Genomic DNA, 18,088 nt, shown 5'->3' with positions numbered 1-18,088 from the left:
CCTGCGGGATCACCCCGCCAGCGCGGCCCGGTAATCCGGCACCGGCAGCCGTGCCGGGGGCAGGTGCCGCAGCGCCGTATCCCCCGCCACCTGCCGCAGCGCCACCGCCGCCGCCGCCACGTCGGCCTCGGCCCAGACCGCGTCGGGCAGGTCATAGGTCGCCTGCGGGTCCCGCGCCGGCACCAGCCGCCAGGGCACGGCGAAGCACCCCGGCCCGGCCATGAAATCCACGTTGCCCGACCAGCCCGTGGCCACCACCGGCCGCCCCAGCGCCATGGCCTCGGCGATGGTCAGCCCATAGCCCTCGGCCCGGTGCAGCGAGACCAGCACGTCGCAGCAGGCGGTCAGCGCCCAGAGATCGCGCCGGGGCAGGGCGGCATCCAGCACCCGCACGTTCGGCCGCGCCGCCGCCGCCCGCGCCACCTCCGCCCAGGCCTCGCCCGCCCGCGCCGTGCCATGGGTCTTCAGCACCAGCACATGCTCCGGCGAATCCCCAAAGGCCAGGCGGTGCGCCTCGATCGCCGCCATCGGGTTCTTGCGCCACAGGGAGGACGTCGCGTCGAAGATGCTCAGCCCGACGAAGGCCCCGTCCGGCAGCCCGAAATCCGCCCGCCCCAGCGCCGAGGGATCGGGCCGCGGCGGCGGGTGCGGCACCACCAGCGGCGCCGGAAAGCCCGGCCGCCCCGCCATGGGCCGGGCGAAGACCTCGGCGCAGAACCGGCTCGGCGCCCAGATCCGGTGGCAGGCGCCATAGCCCCGCCGCCAGTCCGCCGGCAGGGCAGACAGCTCCCAGGCCCAGTAGGCGATCAGCCGCTTGCCCGCCACCGCCCGCCGCCCCAGCGCCAGCAGCGCCCAGGGCAGCATCGGCCCGTTCACATGCAGCACGATGGTCCCCGGCCCCTCCGGCACCGCGCCCGGCAACAGGCTTCCCCCATCGATCTCCCGCTCCGGCAAGGGCGGCCCCTGCCGCTGCGCCGCGGTCAGGTCGATCCCCGCCGCCGGCAGCCCAGCCTCCCGCATCGCCCGCAGCATCATCCGAGCGCCCTCGCCCAGCCCCGTGGCGGCGCCCAGATAGCCCGCGACATGGAGCGGCCCCGCGCCCTGCGGCTCCGGCCGCGCCGGGCGCGGCGCCAACAGCGCGGCCCCGCCGAACAGCGCCTCCCGCCGCAGCCCGCGCGGCAGCGCCTGCCACAGCCGGTGCAGCGGGCTCATGCCATGTCCCGTCCGAAGCCCAGCCGGCGCAGGCCCTCCACCAGCAGCGCCGCCTGCCCGTCCCAGTCCCGCAGCTCCGCCCCCGCCGCCAGCGCGGCGCGCGAGAACCCGTCCCGCGCCCCCGGCTCCAGCAGCCGCGCCATGGCCGCCGCCAGGGCAGGGGCCTCCGCCGCCTCCGCCACCACGCCAGGGGCGGCCCGGGGCGCGACCCCGCTCTCCGCGCCAAACTGTTCCGCCAGCCCGCCCACCGGCGTCGCCACCACCGGCACGCCCAGCGCCAGGGCCTGCGACAGCACACCGGACTGGCTGGCCTCCCGATAGGGCAGCACCACCGCCCAGGCCTGCCGCAGCAGGGACGGGATCTCCGCATCCGCCACCCAGCGCGGCTCCACCACCACGCCCGGCAGGGCGGCAAGCCCCGGCGCGCAGGCTTCCGCATCGCCCTCGCCCACCACGCGCAGCGTCGCCTCCGGATGCCGCTCCCGCAGCAGGCGGAAGGCATCGCGCAACAGGTCCAGCCCCTTGTAGGCCCGCAGCCGCCCGAAAAAGAGGAACCGCCCCGGCACGGCCCCCCCGGCCAGGGCCTCCGGTCCCGGAGACACCTCCACCGGCACGCCGAGCGGCAGGCGCAGCAACGGCAGGCCGGGCCGCAGCGCCGCCACCTCCCGCTCCACCGCCTCGGAGAACACCACCGCCGCCCGCGCCGCCTCCAGCTCCTGCCGCAGCCGCCAGTCCCAGAGCAGGGAAGGGTCCCCCGGATGCGGCCGCGCATCGTGCACCGAGGGCACATAGGCGATGCCCGCCCGGGGCAGGGCCGGGGCCACGAAGGGCGTCCAGACATGGTTCATGGCGGACAGCACAAGGTCCGCCCGCATCCGCCGCGCCTGCGCCACCAGCCCGCCGCGCATCGAAGGCAGCCGCGCCAGCCCGGCCAGGGCACCCGGTGCGCCACGAAAGGTCCGCACCACCTCCAGATCGGCATCCAGCGTGCGGAAGGCGTCCAGCGCCTCGAGCCGGTCCGCCAGGGACAGGCCGAGCCGGATATCGGGCCGCCGCGCCAGGGCCCGCGCCAGGTTCAGCGTGTGCTGCGCCCCGCCGCCCCGCCGCCCCCAGTACCAGAGGAGGAGATGGATCACCCCCGGCGCCTATCATCCCGCGCCCGGGCTGCAAAGACGGCTCGCGACCCCGCGCCGCCGGGGGCTCGGAAGCGCCCCTGGCCCATTATCCGAATCGCCCGGCTCCCCGATGCCTGGAATCCCATCCCGTAGCCCAGCATGGCCACGCCGGAATTCCATTTCCCGGCACGCCGGACGCTCGGGAAACGCGTTACAAAGTATCGCAGTGTTTCCGAGAGTGAAATAACCGGCGGGTGGCCGGAAATTGCACGATTTGCCCTTCACGAGCGAAGGTCATTCGTGAGACGGATACAACCGTTCTCACATAGCACCTCAAACAAGGAGCGGAGCAGTCCGGTTTCGTGGCATGATGATTCCACCGCCTCTTTCCCGGCCTTCCGCCCTGCTGCCCACCGACAGCCAGGCCAGCCTGCCGCTGCACGCCACCGGGCAGGAAGGGCTGGAGGCTTTCGCCGCCACGCTCGATCCCGCCGCCGCAGCCTTTCTCCGCGCCTCCGGCTTCAAGGCCAAAGCCGGGCAGATCGCCCTGCTGCCCGGGCCAGAGGGGCTTTCCGGCGCCGTGCTCGGCCTCGGCGATGCACCCGCCGCTGCCCGCGCCGAGCCCTGGACCTATGGCGACCTGCCCCGGAACCTCCCCGAAGGCACCGCCTGGCACCTGGAAGGCGAGGGTCCCGACCCCGCCGCCGCCACGCTGGGCTGGGGCCTGGGCGCCTATGCCTACACCGCCTTCAAGCCGGCGAAGCGCGAGCCCGCCCGCCTCGTCACCCCGCCCGGGGCAGGGGAGGCCGCCAGCACCGCCGCGCTGATCCACTGGGTGCGCGACCTGATCAACACCCCCGCCGCCGATCTCGGCCCGGCCGAACTCCTCGCCGCCGCCCGCGCCATGGCAGAGGCCGAGGGCGCGGCCTTCGAGACGGTGGAAGGCGACGCGCTGCGGCAGGGCTTCCCCGCCCTGGCCGCCGTTGGCGGCGGCAGCCCGCGCGCGCCCGCCGTCGGCATCCTGCGCTGGGAGGGTGCCGCGGACGGCCCGCTCGTCGCGCTCTGCGGCAAGGGCGTCTGCTTCGACACCGGCGGCCTCGACCTCAAGCCTTCCGCCGGCATGCTGCGGATGAAGAAGGACATGGGCGGCGCCGCGGTGGTGCTCGGCCTCGCCGCGCAGATCATCCGCGCGCGCCTGCCGGTGCGCCTCCTCGTCCTTGTCGGCGCCGTGGAGAACAGCATCTCCGGCGAAGCCTTCCGCCCGATGGACGTGCTGCGCACGCGCAAGGGCCTCACCGTCGAGGTCGGCAACACCGATGCCGAAGGCCGCCTCGTCCTCGCCGACCTGCTGGCCTTCGCCGCCGAGCAGTCGCCCGCGATCATCCTGGATTGCGCAACGCTGACGGGCGCGGCGCGCGTGGCTCTCGGCCCCGATCTGCCCGCGATCTTCTCCAACGATGACGCGCTGGCGCGCATCGTGCAGCGGGCCGGCGACGCGCATCACGATGCTGTGTGGCATCTCCCATTGCGGCGCGGTTACGATTCGTGGTTGGACAGTACCATCGCGGATCTCAACAACGTCGCCTCGCGGCCCATGGCCGGTGCAGTGGTCGCGGCGTTGTTTCTCAATCGCTTCGTGCCGGCGGCAACGCCCTGGCTGCACGTCGATCTCTATGCCTGGAACGATGTCAGCCGTCCCGGGCGCCCGGAAGGTGGCGAAGCGCAGGCGCTTCGCGCCTTGCATGCCGGAATCGCCGATTGGCTCTCCCAGCGGGAAAATGCCGGAAGCGAAACGACATGAGGGCATGACGGTTCCACAAGCGGCATCGCTTGCGGCGCCGCGATCACCAGTCCCGGCCGTTGCGGGTCCAGAACCCGTGCGGGGCTGCCAGAAGAAGAGAAGGATGGAAAAAACTGATGTCATCGAAGATCAGCGGAGATGAGCTCGTAGAGATCCTGCGCGACACCGTGGTCGCACTGGTTCGTCGTGATGGCCCCGACCTTTCGGCCCGGCAACTCGGCGTCTTCCTGACCACCTATCTCTCCGACGGCCCGCATACCGTGCGCGGTCTCGCCGCCACGCTGAACGTGTCCAAGCCGGCGATCACCCGCGCGCTGGACCGTCTGGGCGAACTCGACCTGACCCGCCGCAAGACCGATCCGCAGGATCGCCGCAGCGTGCTGGTCCAGCGCACACCCAAAGGCACGTCGCTGCTGCGCGAGATGTCCACCATCATGGGCGAGGCGACGCGCGGCGAAGCCGGCACCGCCAACCCGGCCAACGAGCCGATGGTGGCCGATCCCCGCCTGCGTCACGTAGCGGCCTGAGGTCAGACTTCCCCGGCGGCGGCCGGCGGCCAACCGCCGCCGCCCGCGCCGGAGCTCTTCCGTGCCAGGACACCCCGGCCCGCGCTTTCCCCGCCCGCCACGCTCGATCCGTTCCGGCGCCGCGCTGTCCCGGGAGGAATGCGCCGCCTTTCCGCCAGGACCCTACGGGCCCTGAACCCATTTTCGCCGGTTCTCGCCGCGGCCGGATCGCGCCGGAGAGCAGAGTTCCCCCCCCGCAGCCAGCGGCAAGGCGCGACGCTTCCCGGAAAAGCCTTCCGGACGGATCAGCCGGGAACAGCCGGAGCTTCATCCCCGCCGGGGACGGCCAGCGGCCCTCCACGGGAGGTCTCGAAGGCCGCCGCCATCAGCACGCGCGTATAGTCCTCGCGCGGCGCCGACATCACCTGCTCCGTTTCGCCGCTTTCCACCACGCGCCCATCCTTCATCACCAGGATGCGGTGCGCCATGGCCCGCACCACGCGCAGGTCATGGCTGATGAAGAGATAGGCGAGCCCATGCTTCGCCTGCAACTCGCGCAGCAACTCCACCACCTGCGCCTGCACCGAGACGTCGAGCGCGCTGGTCGGCTCGTCCAGCACCACCAGCTTCGGCCGCAGCACCAGCGCCCGCGCGATGGAGATGCGCTGCCGCTGCCCGCCCGAGAACTCGTGCGGATAGCGATGCGCCGAACCGGGATCGAGCCCCACCTCGCGCAGCACATCCGCCACCCGTGCCTCGCGCTCCGCCCGCGACAGGGCGGGCTCGTGCACCGCCAGACCCTCGGCCACGATGTCCGCCACCGTCATGCGCGGCGATAGGCTGCCGAAGGGGTCCTGGAACACCACCTGCATGCTTCGCCGCAGCGGCTGCAGCGCGCGCCGCCCCAGCCCGTCGATCCGCTCGCCCTCCAGCCGCACCGAGCCCTCGCCGCGCTCCAGTTGCAGCACGGTCAGCCCCAGCGTCGTCTTGCCGGATCCGCTCTCGCCCACCACGCCCAGCGTCTCACCGCGCCGGATGGCGAGCGAGACGCCATCCACCGCCCGCACCTCCGACACCACGCGCCGCATCAGCCCACGCCGCACCGGAAAGCGCACGCGGATGTCGCGCGCATCCAGCACCATCCTCGCCCGCGCCGCGACCGGCGCCGGCCCGCCATGCGGCTGCGCGTTCAGCAGCATCCGCGTATAGGGATGCCGCGGATCGGCGATCACCGAGGCCGTCTCGCCCTGCTCCACCGCCACGCCGTTCTGCATCACCACCACCCGGTCGGCATGGCGCCGCACGATGCCCAGGTCATGGGTGATCAGCAGCATCGCCATGCCGCTCTCGCGCTTGAGCTGGTCCAGCAGGTCCAGGATCTGCGCCTGCACCGTCACGTCCAGCGCCGTGGTCGGCTCGTCCGCGATCAGCAGCTTCGGGTCGTTGGCCAGCGCCACCGCGATCATCACGCGCTGCCGCTGCCCGCCCGACAACTGGTGCGGAAAGGCGTCCAGCCGGCTTTCCAACGCCGCCAGCCCGGCCCGCCGCAGCAGCCGCCGCACCTCCTCCTGCAACGCCGCGCCGCGCAGCGGCCGGTGCAGCGTGATCGCCTCCGCCACCTGCCGCCCGATGCTGTGCAGCGGGTTCAGCGAGGTCATCGGCTCCTGGAACACCATCCCCGCCACGCCGCCGCGCAGCCGCCGCAGCTCGCCCTCCTTCGCGGACAGAACCTCCACCCCGTCCAGCCGCACCCGGCCCGAGGGATTGCTCCCCCCCACGGTCAGCAGCCGCAGGCAGGACAGCGCCGTCACGCTCTTGCCCGACCCGCTTTCCCCCACCAGCGCCACCGTCTCCCCCGGCCGCACGTCAAAGGAGACGCCATGCACCACCGGCGCCCCGCGAAAGGCGACCTGGAGGTTCTCCACCGCCAGCACGGGCTCGCTCGCGGCCTCGCTCACGGCCATCAGCCCCGCCCTCATCCGCGACCCCCCGGCAGCTTGCGCGGATCGAAGGCGTCGCGCACCGCCTCGCCGATGAAGATCAGCAGCGTCAGCGTGCCCCCCAGCACGGCGAAGGCCGTGGCCCCCAGCCAGGGCGCCTGGAGGTTGTTCTTCGCCTGTGCCACCAGCTCCCCCAGCGAGGGCGAACCGGGTGGCAGGCCGAAACCCAGGAAGTCCAGGCTCGCCAGCACCGTGACACTCCCCGACAGGATGAAGGGCAGCAGAGTCAGCGTCGCCACCATCGCATTAGGTAGGATATGCCGCGCCATCACCCGCGCATCCGACACGCCCAGCGCCTTCGCCGCCCGCACATAGTCCAGGTTCCGCCCGCGCAGGAACTCCGCCCGCACCACCCCCGTCAGGCTCATCCAGGAGAAGAGCAGCAGGAAGAGCAGCAGCGTCCAGAACCCCGGCTCGATCACCGAGGACAGGATGATCAGCAGGAAGAGCTGCGGCATCCCCGACCACACCTCGATGAAGCGCTGGAAGCCCAGATCCACCCAGCCGCCGTAATAGCCCTGCACCGCCCCCGCCGCGACGCCGATCGCCGAGGCCGCGAAGGTCAGCGCGAAGCCGAACAGCACCGAGATCCGGAACCCCCACACCACCCGCGCCAGCACGTCCCGCGCCTGGTCGTCCGTCCCCAGCCAGTGCCGCGCATCCGGCGGGGAAGGCGCCGGCCGCCCCAGGTCCCGCACCACCGTGTCGTAGCGGTACGGCACCAGCGGCCATACCGCCCAGCCGCGCTTCGCCACCTCCGCCGCCAGCACCGGGTCGTGCCAGTCCGCATCGGTCGGGAAGCCGTCCGGCAGGATGTCGCTCTCCGCATAATCCGTGACCACCGGGAAGAACCACCGCCCCTCCACCCGCGCCACGATCGGCCGGTCGTTCGCCAGCACCTCGGCGAACAGCGTCACCACGAAGATCACCCCGAACAGCCACAGCGAGACATGGCCCCGCCGGTTCGCCCGGAAATTCGCCCAGCGGCGCCGGTTCAGGGGACTCATCCGGGGCGGCCTCCCATGGCCGGGGCGAGGCTCCACCTCCCCCCGGAGCGCGGCACCCACCCTCAACGCCGGGCCTCGAAGTCGATCCGCGGGTCCACGAGGGTATAGGCGAAGTCGCCGATGATCTGCATGACGAGGCCGAGCAGCGTGAAGACGTAGAGCGTGCCGAACATCACCGGGTAGTCCCGCCGGATCGCGGATTCGAAGCCGAGCAGCCCGAGGCCGTCGAGCGAGAAGACGATCTCCACCAGCAGCGCGCCGGTGAAGAGGATGCCGATGAAGGCCGAGGGGAAGCCCGCGATGATCAGCAGCATGGCGTTGCGGAAGACATGGCCGTAGAGCACGCGCTGCTCGCCCGCCCCCTTGGCCCGGGCCGTCAGCACGTACTGCTTGCCGATCTCGTCCATGAAGGAGTTCTTGGTCAGCATCACCAGCCCGGCGAAGCCGCCCACCACCAGCGCCACGGTCGGCAGCACCATGTGCCAGGCATAGTCCAGCGCCCGCTGCCAGAAGGGCCAGCTCTCCGAGCCCGAGGAGACCAGCCCGCGCAACGGGAACCACTGGAGGAACGACCCCCCGGCGAAGACCACCACCAGCAGGATGGCAAACAGGAACCCCGGGATGGCATAGCCCACCAGCACCACGCCGGAGGTCCAGGCATCGAACGCCGTGCCGTCCCGCACCGCCTTGCGGATGCCGAGCGGGATGGAGACCAGATAGATGATCAGCGTGGACCACAGCCCCAGGCTTACCGAAACCGGCAGCCGCTCCCCGATCAGCTCGATCACCGGCCGCCCGCGGAACAGGCTCTGCCCGAAGTCGAAGCGCAGGTAGTCCTTCAACATCGCCAGGAAGCGCTCCGGCGCCGGCTTGTCGAAGCCGAAGGCCTTCTCGATATCCTTCACCACCGCCGGGTCCAGCCCCCGTGCCCCACGATAGCCCGATCCCTCGCCGCCGCCCTGCGGCTGGGCGGGCCGCACCTCCGCATTCCCGCCCCCCTCGGTCAGCCGCCCGATGGAACCGCCGCCGCCGCGCCGCAACTCGGCGATCATCTGCTCCACCGGCCCGCCCGGGGCGAACTGCACCACGGCGAAGTTGATCAGGATGATCCCGAACAGCGTCGGGACCACCAGGATCAGGCGCCGGAGAAGATAGGCGGCCATCCGCGCCGCTCAGGCCGGGGAGCGCCGTGCCTCGGCCAGTGCCCGGTCCCGCGCGGGATCGATCCACCAGCCCTCGAAGCCGATATTGTAGCGCGGGTTGCGCGGCGGCCGTCCGAAACGGTCCCACCAGGCGATGCGGAACGTGTCACTGAAATAATGAGGCACCGTGTAGAAGTTCCACAGCAGCACGCGGTCCAGCGCATGGGTGCGCGTCACCAGCTCCTTCCGGTCCGGCGCGTTCACCACCAGCTCCACCAGCGCATCCACCACCGGGTCGGCGACGCCCAGCGTGTTGCGGCTGCCGTCATGCTTCGCCGCGGCGCTGCCCCAGAAATCGCGCTGCTCACTGCCGGGCGAAAGGCTCTGCCCGAACAGCTCCACCGTCATGTCATAGTCGAAGTGGTCCATCCGCACCTGGTACTGCGCCAGGTCGATGGTCCGCACGTTCGCCTCCACCCCCAGCCGTTGCAGCGACTGCGCATAGGGCAGGGCCACACGCTCCAGCGTCGCGTCGCTCAGCAGGATCTCGAAGCTCAGCTTCTGCCCCTGCGCGTTCACCATCTGCCGGTCGCGCACCACCCAGCCCGCCTGCCGCAGCAGCTCCAGCGCGCGGCGCTGGTTGTCGCGGTTGTTGCCGCTGCCATCCGTCACCGGCATCTTGAAGGGCTGCGTGAACAGCTCCGCCGGCAGCCTGTCGCGATAGGGTTGCAGGATCTCCAGCTCACGCCCCTCCGGCAGGCCGGAACAGGCGAGTTCGGTGTTGTTGAAATAGGAATAGGCACGCTTGTAGGAGTTGTAGAACAGGTTGGCGTTCATCCACTCGAAATCGAAGACCAGCCCCAGCGCTTCCCGCGTTCGCCGGTCGGCGAAGATCGGCCGCCGCAGGTTCATGGCGAAGCACTGCATCCCCACCGGCATCTCGTGGTGCAGCTCGTCCCGCTTCACCAGCCCCCGCTGCACGGCGGGGAAATCATAGGCGGTGGCCCAGGAACGCGCGATGTTCTCCTGCCGGAAATCGATCTGCCCCGCCTTGAACCCCTCGAAGGCCACCGTGGGATCACGGAAATACTCGAAGCGCTGCACGTCGAAGTTCTGCAGCCCCTTCATCGTCGGCAGGTCGCGGCCCCAATAGTCCTTCACCCGCGACAGCACCATGCTGCGCCCCGCCTCGAAGCGCTCCACCTTGTACGGCCCCGAGCCCAGCGGCACCTCCAGCGAGGGCTGCGCGAAATCCCGCCCTTCCCACCAATGCTTCGGCAGCACCGGCATCTGCCCGATGATCTGCGCCAGCTCGCGGTTGTCCGCGTTGCGGAAGCGGAAGACCACCCGCCGCTCGCCCTCCGCCACCGCCTCCGCCACATCGGCCCAGTAGGCACGGAAGCGCGGATGCCCCTTCTCCATGATCGTGGCGAAGGTCCAGGCCACGTCCGCCGCCGTCAGCGGCCTCCCGTCATGCCAGCGCGCCTCCTCCCGCAGCTCGAAGGCCACCCAGCGGTTGTCCGCCGGCACCTCCACCAGCTTCGCGAGATGCGCATAGGCGGCGCTGGCCTCGTCCGAGCTGTCCATCAGCAGCGTCTCGTAGAGCAGCCCGATCCCCACCGCCGACGTGCCGCGCAGGATGAAGGGATTGAAGGAATCGTAGGAACCCAGCGCCGTCCGCACCATCTCGCCGCCTTTCGGCGCCTCGGGGTTCACCCAGGGCCAGTGCGCGAAATCCGGCGGCAGCGAAGGATCGCCCAGCAGCGACAGCCCATGCACCCGCCGCACCGCCGCGCCGGAGGCGGGGGCCGGGGAGGGGGTCGCCGCGCCCTGGGCCAGGGCGGCACGTGACCCCAGGCCCGGCAGGGCGGCGGTCGTCAGGGCGGTGGCGAGCAGGTCTCGTCTGAACATCGCGGGAAGATGCGGCTTTCCCGCCCCGCCCTCAACCTCTCCCCGCATGGCATATCGTGTCATTCGCCCCCAAAGGGGATTCCAGGGAGGGGGGCGCCGCCGGGCACCGGCGGCGTGGCGAGGAATTTCATCCGCCCCCGAAACCGAATGCCGCACTGCAATGTTCCATCCTGGCACGGCGCCATTCCCCCGCCAGGGGACATCGCCGGGCCAGCCAACCATCCCGACCCCCCTGAACCCGCCGCCGAGCCCCGGCGGAGACATCATAGGAGTGCCCCGATGGCCGAGGAACAACCTGCCACGAAGAGCCTCAGCGACGCCGTGAAGAATGGCGGCCAGATGCTGCGCAACGGGCTGAACCGCCTGCGCCGCTCGCCGGACGAGCTCCTGGCCCATCTCGACGCAAAGGCGAAGAAGGCGGTGGACCGCATGCGCTCCCGCCGCCGCTGGGAAGCCTGAACGCAGCCACCCTCCGGTCCCGCCATGGGGCCGGGGCCGGCATCAACCGGGCGATGAACCCAGGATGCGCCCCGCCTGCGACAGCAGCGCCGCATCCCCCACGGCAATCACCGTGCCGTCGCCTTCCAGCGACAGCGGCCGCCCGTGCCAGTCCGTGATCCGCCCGCCCGCGCCCTCCACGATGGGCACCAGCGCCGCCCAGTCCCAGGGCTTCATCGTGGAATCCACCACCACGTCGATCAGCCCCAGCGCCAGCAGGCCATAGCTGTAGCAGTCCCCGCCCCAGCTCACCCGCCGCACGGCGCCGCAGAGCGCATCCCGCGCCGCGTATTCCTCCGGCCGGAAGATCGTGGGGCTGGTCATCGCCAGCTCCGCCGCCGACAGCGCCGGACAGGCCCGGCACCCCACCGTCCCGCCGAGGCCGCCGCGGAACTCCGTCCGCCGCCCCGCGATCCCGGTCCAGCGCTCCCCCGTCGCCGGCTGGTCGATCACCCCCAGCACCGGCCTGCCCCGGTGCAGCAGCCCGATCAGCGTGCCGAACAGCGGCCGCCCGGTGACGAAGGCCCGCGTCCCGTCGATCGGGTCCAGCACCCAGACCCACTCGGCCCCGGGCCGCACGGAGCCATGCTCCTCCCCGATCACCCCATGCTCGGGAAACTCCGCCAGCAGGTGCTCGCGCAGCACCAGCTCCGCCCGCCGGTCCGCCTCGGTCACCGGGCTGGCGTCGCCCTTGGCTTCCACCAGCAGCGCCGAGCGGAAGAGCGGCCGGATCGCCGCCCCCGCCAGGTCGGCCCCCGCCTGGGCGGCGGCGACGAAGCTCTCGGGAAGCACGGGCATGTCGGGCACCGTCAGGGGGTGGGGAGGGGAGGCGGGTTGTCCGACAGCGTCCGCAGATAGGCCAGCACATCCGCCCGCTGCTGCGGGCTGCTCAGCCCGGCATAGGCCATGCGCGTCCCCGGCATCGCCTTGGCCGGCGCCGAGATGAAGCGGTTGATCGCCTCGTAGTCCCAGACCTTGTCGGCAAGCGCCTTGTTCGCCGGGGAATAGTTGAACCCGGGCTCCACCGCGTGGTGCCGCCCGACGATGCCGTACAGGTTCGGCCCCACCCCGTTGCGCCCGTTGTTCTCGAAGACATGGCAGGCGCTGCATTGCCGCTGCACCAGGGTCTTGCCCGTCTCCGCATTGGCATTGGCCAGCAGCGACGCGACGGGCGGCACCTCATAGGGTGCGGGCGCCGCGGCACCGGCCTCGGCCGGCGCGTCGCCGATCTGGATCGCAGGCTTCTCCAGCCGGTGCGGGGAAACGACGACACTGCCGATGAAACCGGCGACTCCGAAGACGACGCCCGCCGTCAGGATCGCCGCAAACGCCTTGTTCCCCTCCAGGCTCATCGCCCCGTCGTTCCCTTTTATCGTTGTTGCCGCGCCCGCGCGGGCCGCGTCGGCGGCGCAATCCCCACCCCGGGCCCCGGCCAGGCCTCCCGGCCCGCCCCCGGCACGGCCTCCATCGGGAAGGCCAGGGGGATGCGACCGGACGGCCTGCGCGAAACCCGTTCAGGCCCTGGTTTGCGCCTGCCTCCCGGCTCCATTACAAGCGCCCGGACCTTAACCGTCCAAGGCCCGTCTCACAACCCGTGCGCCCGCTCGTCCTGATCCCCGCCCGGATGGCCTCCACCCGCCTGCCGGACAAGCCGCTCGCCGACATCCACGGCAAGCCGATGATCGTCCACGTCCTCGACCGCGCGCGGGAGGCCGATATCGGCCCCGTCGCCGTGGCCTGCGACCGCCCCGAGATCGCGGAGGCCGTGCGCGCCGCCGGCGGCACCGCCATCCTGGTCGCCGACGACGTTCCCTCCGGCACCGACCGCATCAACCTCGCCCTGGCCAGCATCGACCCGGTGGGCGCCCACGACGTGGTGGTGAACCTCCAGGGCGACCTGCCGACCATGCCGCCGGACATGCTGCGCGCCGTGCTGGCACCGCTGGCCGACCAGCGCGTCGATATCGGCACCCTCGTCGCCCCCATCGCCAGCGCGGAGGAAGCCGCCGCCTCCTCCGTGGTCAAGGTCGCCTGCGCCTTCCCGCGCGGCGTCGCCGTGGCCCCGGCCCTCTACTTCTCGCGCAACCTCATCCCCTCCGGCGAGGGGCCGCACTGGCACCATATCGGCGTCTATGCCTATCGCCGCCCGGCGCTCGCCCGCTTCGTCGCCCTGCCCGAAGGCGCGCTGGAGAAGCGCGAGAAGCTGGAGCAGCTCCGCGCCCTGGAGGCCGGGATGCGCATCGGCGTGGTCCGCGTCGATCACGCCCCCTTCGGCGTGGACACCCAGGCCGACCTCGAACGCGCCCGCAGGACCCTCGCAGCATGAGCCAGACCATCGCCTTCCAGGGCATGCCCGGCGCCTATTCCGACCTCGCCTGCCGCGCCGCCTACCCCGGCTGGACCACGCTGCCCTCTCCCTCCTTCGAGGCCGCCATGGCCGCGGTTCGCGAGGGAAGGGCGGATCTCGCCATGCTCCCCTGCGAGAACAGCCTCGCCGGCCGCGTCCCCGACATCCACCGCCTGCTGCCCGATTCGGGCCTGCACGTGGTGGGCGAGCATTTCGAACGCGTCGAGCACTGCCTGATGGCCCCCGGAGGTGCCACCCTGCAAAGCCTCCGCCGCATCCACAGCCATCCCGTGGCGCTCGGCCAGATCCTCGACCTGCTGCGCGAGACCGGCCTCCAGGCGGTGATCGAGGCCGACACCGCCGGCGCCGCCCAGCTCGTCGCCCAGCGCGGCGGCACCGAGGACGCCGCCGTTGCCTCCTCGCTCGCCGCCGAGCTCTACGGCCTCGACATCCTCCGCCGCAACGTCGAGGACGCGGCCCACAACACCACCCGCTTCTACGTCATGTCACGCGAGGCCACCCTGCCGCCGGTGGACGCGCCCGGCTGCGTCACCACCCTGGTCTTCCGCACCCGCAGCGTCCCCGCCGCGCTCTACAAGGCGCTCGGCGGCTTCGCCACCAACGGCGTGAACATCACCAAGCTCGAATCCTACATGCTCGACGGCCGCTTCGCCTCGACGCAGTTCCTCTGCGACGTGGACGGTCACCCCGGCAGCCCGCCGCTGCAACGCGCCTTCGAGGAGCTGCGCTACTTCTCGCGCCAGATGCACGTGCTCGGCGCCTATCCCGGCCACCCCTATCGGCGGCAGCAGGAAGAGGTTCCGCTATAAGACAGAAGTCCGGCCAAATATTAATTCCATGGCCGGATTCCTGCCTTCCGCCTGCTTCCGGAATGCTCCACAAGACCCGCGCCCGCATCCAGGCCGGCGAATATTCTTCCCGGTCCTGATGCGCGGCCTATTTCTTGAGACGCAGGAGCATCGGCCCGCATGGATCTCGCCATTATTCTTCCGGCCCTGCTGATGGGGATCGTGGAGGGGCTGACCGAGTTCCTGCCCATCTCCTCCACCGGCCACCTGATCCTGCTCAGCGACCTGATCGGCTTCCAGGGCCCGCCCGGCAAGACCTTCGAGATCGTCATCCAGCTCGGCGCCATCCTGGCCGTCATCGTCGTCTACTGGCGCGACCTCATCGCCATGGCCACCGGCTTCTGGACCCCTCGCTCGCGCGAACGCTACGCGGTCGTCAACCTGCTCCTCGCCTTCATCCCGGCGATGGTGCTCGGCGCCCTGCTGCACAAGACCATCACCGAGGTCCTGTTCAACCCCTATGTCGTCTGCTTCGCCCTGATCATCGGCGGCATCGCGCTCATCATCATCGAGCGTAACCGCCCCAAGCCCAGCATCCACTCCATCGCGGAGATCGGTCCCCTCAGCGCCCTGCTGATCGGCTTCGGCCAGGTGCTCGCCATGATCCCCGGCACCAGCCGCTCCGGCGCCACCATCATCTTCGCCCTGCTCTTCGGCGTGGAACGCAAGGCGGCCGCCGAGTTCTCCTTCCTCCTCGCCATCCCCACCATGCTCGCCGCCACGGTCTACAGCCTCTACAAGGCCCGCGCCGAGCTCGCCGTCGGCGACATCAGCGAGATCGCGATCGGCTTCTTCGCCGCCTTCGTCGTGGCGCTGTTGGTGGTCCGCTGGGTGCTCCGCCACATCAGCCGCATGGGCTTCCAGCCCTTCGGGTGGTACCGCATCGCTCTCGGCCTCGTCATGCTCGCGCTCCTCAGCCTGCGCTGAGGCAAGGACAGGAAGACTACCCTCGGGGGAACTTCCTCCGCTAAGCTCACCCTGAAGTGGCGCCCGGCGCCGCGACAGGAAAGGCTCCCCCGAGGTCCATGCGCCGAATCGCCGCTCTCGCGCTTCCCGCCCTGCTGCTGGCCGGGCTCCTGCCGGACCCTGCCAGGGCCCAGATGTGGCCCAACGAGGTCGGCCCCCGCCGCGACATGCAGGAACTCGCCCTCCGGCCCCTGCAACGCCTGCAACCGCCACCCTCCACGGCCCCCGCCACCTTTCTCCCACCGCCCTCCGTGGCGCCCCTGCCGGTCTGGACCCAGGCCCCGCCGCCCCGGCCCGCCCGCGCCGTACCCCGCCGTACCGCCCGCGCCACCACCCCGAGATCGGCCGCCCAGAGCCAGTCCGCCTCCACTTCGGCCACCGGGATCAACGACCTGGAACAGCGCCTCGCCGGACGTGAGAAGCAGCTGGAGGACATGCGCCGCCAGATCGAGGCGGACCGCCGCAGTCTGCAGGGCCTGCGGACCGCTTCGGACGGTGGCACGAAGCCTGCGGCCGGCGTGTCTTCCGCGATACAGTGATGCCGAAAAGTTACGCCCTGCTCTCTTTCCGTAGTGGCAACCAGGGCCGTTGTCTGTTCTTTCTTTTGACAGGCGGATCGTCACGATTCGCTCCTGAGAACTAGGGAGTATGCGGGATGAATGCCCGTCTTTTCTTTGCCCTTCCCCTGCTCGCCGCGGTCGCCGCCTGCGCCAGCAGCCCGCCGCCGCCGCCGCCTGCGCCCGCTCCCGTCGCCGAGACCCCGGCCTTCCCGCCGGGCCTCGACGGCGTCTACACCGGCTACGCCGTGGCCTCCCAGCGCGCCTGCCGTCCCGCCCGCCAGCCGGTGACCACCACCGTCGCCAACGGCTCCGCCGTGGTGCGCTGGGCCCGCCGTGCCGAGGTCGAGACCAAGCTCCAGCAGGACGGCAGCGTGGACTTCCTGTTCGACGGCGGCCACGCCACCGGCAAGTTCGCCGATGGCGCCTATACCGGCACCGCCACCACGCAGAACGGCGCCTGCACCTACAAGGTGACGCAGAAGCGTTCGTGATCCGGCGCGCTCCTGGGCGCTGGAACGGGAAAGGGCGGCCGGATCATCCGGCCGTCCTTTTTCCTTGTGTCCTCCGTCGTGCTGTCCCGGGGGGAAAAGGCGCCGCCTGTCCCCCGGCCCCCTATCCGCCGGGACTCTCCGAGCCCTGGACCGGGCTCGTCGGCGCTCGCTGACGCCGGATCGCGCCGGAGCCGGGCTCTCCGGCGGCCAGCCGCAAAGCGCGACGCCGGGGAAGGGCGCCCGTCCCCTTAGCCGGCGAGGCCCGGCGCCACGGCGTAATCCGCCTCGGTCTTGCCGCGCACCTCGTCGAGCGTGACCCCCGGCGCCAACTCGGCCAGGGTCATCTTCCCCGCCTCCTTGTCGATGGCGAAGACGGCGAGCTCGGTGATCACCAGGTCCACCACACCCTTGCCGGTCAGCGGCAGGTCGCAGCTGTGCAGCAGCTTCGGCGCGCCCTTGGCGGTGTGCTCCATCAGCACCACCACGCGCTTCACGCCGGCGACGAGGTCCATCGCCCCGCCCATGCCCTTCACCATCTTCCCCGGCACCATCCAGTTCGCCAGGTCGCCGTTCTCCGCTACCTGCAGCGCGCCCAGCACCGACAGGTCGATATGCCCGCCGCGGATCATCGCGAAACTGTCGGCGGAGGAAAAGAAGGAGGTGGTCGGCAGCGCCGTCACGGTCTGCTTGCCGGCATTGATCAGGTCCGGGTCCTCCTCGCCCTCATGGGGGAAGGGGCCCATGCCCAGCATGCCGTTCTCGCTCTGCAGCTGCACACTCACCCCCTCGGGGATGTGGTTCGCCACCAGCGTCGGGATGCCGATCCCGAGATTCACGTAGAAACCGTCCTCAAGCTCGCGGGCGGCGCGCGCCGCCATCTCGTCGCGGGTCCAGGGCATCGTCGCGTCTCCTCAGGCGGTGGCGGTTTCGGAACCGGCGGCGGCACCCGCCGTTCCGGCGCGCTTGCGCACGGTGCGCTGCTCGATCCGCTTCTCGTAGCCCGCCGGCAGCTTCACGATCCGCTGCACATAGATCCCCGGCGTATGGATGTGGTCCGGGTCGATCGTCCCCGGCTCCACCAGCTCCTCCACCTGTACCACCGTCACCTTCGCGGCGGTCGCCATCATCGGGTTGAAGTTCCGCGCCGTCTTGCGGAAGACGAGGTTGCCCTCGGTATCCGCCTTCCAGGCATGAACCAGCGCGAGATCGGCGAAGATCCCGCGCTCCATCACATGGTCATGCCCATCGAAGTTCCGCACCTCCTTGCCCTCGGCCACCGCGGTGCCGACGCCAGTGCGGGTGAAGAAGGCCGGAATGCCCGCGCCGCCAGCCCGGATGCGCTCGGCCAGCGTCCCCTGCGGGTTGAACTCGATCTCCAGCTCCCCGGCCAGGTACTGCCGCGCGAACTCGGCGTTCTCGCCGACATAGGAGGAGATCATCTTGCGGATCTGCCGCGTCTCCAGCAGCAGCCCCAGCCCCGCGCCGTCGATGCCTGCGTTGTTGGACACGACCGTCAGGTCCTTCGCGCCGCTGTCCCGCACCGCCTCGATCAGCGCCGCCGGAATGCCGCAGAGGCCGAAGCCGCCCGAATGGATCAGCATCCCGTCATGCAGCAACCCGTCCAGCGCCGCCGCCGGACTGTCGTAGACCTTTCTGCTCATTC

Annotated in this window: 18 protein-coding genes; 8 read left to right on the top strand and 10 right to left on the bottom strand. The window is 71.2% G+C overall.

Annotation, left to right across the window (positions count from 1 at the left end):
* Positions 1–9 precede the first annotated feature (9 nt).
* Positions 10–1,212: a glycosyltransferase gene (locus tag BT98_RS24655; RefSeq protein WP_019462368.1), complete on the bottom strand. Its 1,203-nt coding sequence runs from the start codon at positions 1,210–1,212 to the stop codon at positions 10–12.
* Entirely contained in the window at positions 1,209–2,348 is a 1,140-nt protein-coding gene (locus BT98_RS0115800) for a glycosyltransferase family 4 protein (protein WP_019462367.1), read from the bottom strand. The genes BT98_RS24655 and BT98_RS0115800 overlap by 4 nt, the downstream gene beginning before the upstream one ends.
* Positions 2,349–2,694: 346 nt before the next feature.
* Between BT98_RS0115800 and BT98_RS0115795 the strand changes: the two genes are divergently transcribed.
* Positions 2,695–4,128, top strand: coding sequence for a leucyl aminopeptidase family protein (locus tag BT98_RS0115795; protein ID WP_019462366.1), 1,434 nt, complete (start codon positions 2,695–2,697; stop codon positions 4,126–4,128).
* Positions 4,129–4,244: 116 nt separating this feature from the next.
* Positions 4,245–4,655 (top strand): MarR family winged helix-turn-helix transcriptional regulator, encoded by a 411-nt coding sequence (locus BT98_RS0115790; protein WP_027297276.1) that lies wholly within the window; start codon positions 4,245–4,247, stop codon positions 4,653–4,655.
* A 284-nt stretch (positions 4,656–4,939) separates the two neighbouring features.
* On the opposite strand, the gene BT98_RS24650 is transcribed toward BT98_RS0115790, so the two are convergent.
* The 4 genes from BT98_RS24650 to BT98_RS0115770 all read right to left on the bottom strand — a co-directional run bounded on the left by BT98_RS24650 (position 4,940) and on the right by BT98_RS0115770 (position 10,694).
* A complete protein-coding gene (locus BT98_RS24650; protein ID WP_019462364.1) occupies positions 4,940–6,598 on the bottom strand; it encodes an ABC transporter ATP-binding protein in 1,659 nt (552 codons plus the stop codon).
* An 11-nt stretch (positions 6,599–6,609) separates the two neighbouring features.
* Positions 6,610–7,641, bottom strand: a complete 1,032-nt coding sequence (locus BT98_RS0115780) for an ABC transporter permease (RefSeq protein WP_019462363.1) — start codon at positions 7,639–7,641, stop codon at positions 6,610–6,612.
* 62 nt (positions 7,642–7,703) lie between these two features.
* Positions 7,704–8,804, bottom strand: coding sequence for a microcin C ABC transporter permease YejB (locus BT98_RS0115775; protein ID WP_027297275.1), 1,101 nt, complete (start codon positions 8,802–8,804; stop codon positions 7,704–7,706).
* A gap of 9 nt (positions 8,805–8,813) precedes the next feature.
* Positions 8,814–10,694, bottom strand: a complete 1,881-nt coding sequence (locus BT98_RS0115770; RefSeq protein WP_027297274.1) for an extracellular solute-binding protein — start codon at positions 10,692–10,694, stop codon at positions 8,814–8,816.
* Between the two features lie 279 nt (positions 10,695–10,973).
* Between BT98_RS0115770 and BT98_RS0115765 the strand changes: the two genes are divergently transcribed.
* Positions 10,974–11,153, top strand: coding sequence for a hypothetical protein (locus BT98_RS0115765; protein ID WP_019462360.1), 180 nt, complete (start codon positions 10,974–10,976; stop codon positions 11,151–11,153).
* 42 nt (positions 11,154–11,195) lie between these two features.
* Here BT98_RS0115765 and BT98_RS0115760 read toward each other — a convergent pair whose 3' ends face one another.
* A complete protein-coding gene (locus tag BT98_RS0115760) occupies positions 11,196–11,990 on the bottom strand; it encodes an inositol monophosphatase family protein (protein ID WP_019462359.1) in 795 nt (264 codons plus the stop codon).
* Between the two features lie 11 nt (positions 11,991–12,001).
* Complete coding sequence (locus BT98_RS0115755; RefSeq protein ID WP_019462358.1) at positions 12,002–12,544, bottom strand: c-type cytochrome; 543 nt, start codon at positions 12,542–12,544, stop codon at positions 12,002–12,004.
* A 242-nt stretch (positions 12,545–12,786) separates the two neighbouring features.
* Between BT98_RS0115755 and BT98_RS0115750 the strand changes: the two genes are divergently transcribed.
* The 5 genes from BT98_RS0115750 (at position 12,787) to BT98_RS0115730 (ending at position 16,425) form a co-directional block, all read left to right on the top strand.
* On the top strand, positions 12,787–13,518 hold the full coding sequence (locus tag BT98_RS0115750) for a 3-deoxy-manno-octulosonate cytidylyltransferase (RefSeq protein ID WP_026033429.1): 732 nt from the start codon (positions 12,787–12,789) through the stop codon (positions 13,516–13,518).
* On the top strand, positions 13,515–14,369 hold the full coding sequence (locus BT98_RS0115745) for a prephenate dehydratase (RefSeq protein ID WP_019462356.1): 855 nt from the start codon (positions 13,515–13,517) through the stop codon (positions 14,367–14,369). Before BT98_RS0115750 ends, BT98_RS0115745 begins: the two co-directional genes overlap by 4 nt.
* Before the next feature lie 159 nt (positions 14,370–14,528).
* On the top strand, positions 14,529–15,335 hold the full coding sequence (locus BT98_RS0115740; RefSeq protein WP_019462355.1) for an undecaprenyl-diphosphate phosphatase: 807 nt from the start codon (positions 14,529–14,531) through the stop codon (positions 15,333–15,335).
* A gap of 98 nt (positions 15,336–15,433) precedes the next feature.
* Positions 15,434–15,913, top strand: a complete 480-nt coding sequence (locus BT98_RS0115735) for a hypothetical protein (RefSeq protein WP_019462354.1) — start codon at positions 15,434–15,436, stop codon at positions 15,911–15,913.
* Between the two features lie 116 nt (positions 15,914–16,029).
* Entirely contained in the window at positions 16,030–16,425 is a 396-nt protein-coding gene (locus BT98_RS0115730; RefSeq protein WP_027297273.1) for a hypothetical protein, read from the top strand.
* A gap of 248 nt (positions 16,426–16,673) precedes the next feature.
* On the opposite strand, the gene BT98_RS0115725 is transcribed toward BT98_RS0115730, so the two are convergent.
* Together BT98_RS0115725 and BT98_RS0115720 are read right to left on the bottom strand one after the other, a co-directional pair.
* Positions 16,674–17,324 carry a CoA transferase subunit B gene (locus BT98_RS0115725; RefSeq protein WP_019462352.1) on the bottom strand — a complete coding sequence of 217 codons (651 nt, stop codon included), beginning with the start codon at positions 17,322–17,324 and terminating at the stop codon, positions 16,674–16,676.
* A gap of 12 nt (positions 17,325–17,336) precedes the next feature.
* Positions 17,337–18,086: a CoA transferase subunit A gene (locus BT98_RS0115720; protein WP_019462351.1), complete on the bottom strand. Its 750-nt coding sequence runs from the start codon at positions 18,084–18,086 to the stop codon at positions 17,337–17,339.
* Positions 18,087–18,088 lie beyond the last annotated feature (2 nt).

It is taken from the genome of Roseomonas mucosa ATCC BAA-692, assembly GCF_000622225.1.
Taxonomy (GTDB): domain Bacteria; phylum Pseudomonadota; class Alphaproteobacteria; order Acetobacterales; family Acetobacteraceae; genus Roseomonas; species Roseomonas mucosa.
The sequence above is the reverse complement of the archived record's forward strand: the minus strand, read 5'-3'. Positions and strand labels throughout refer to the sequence as shown.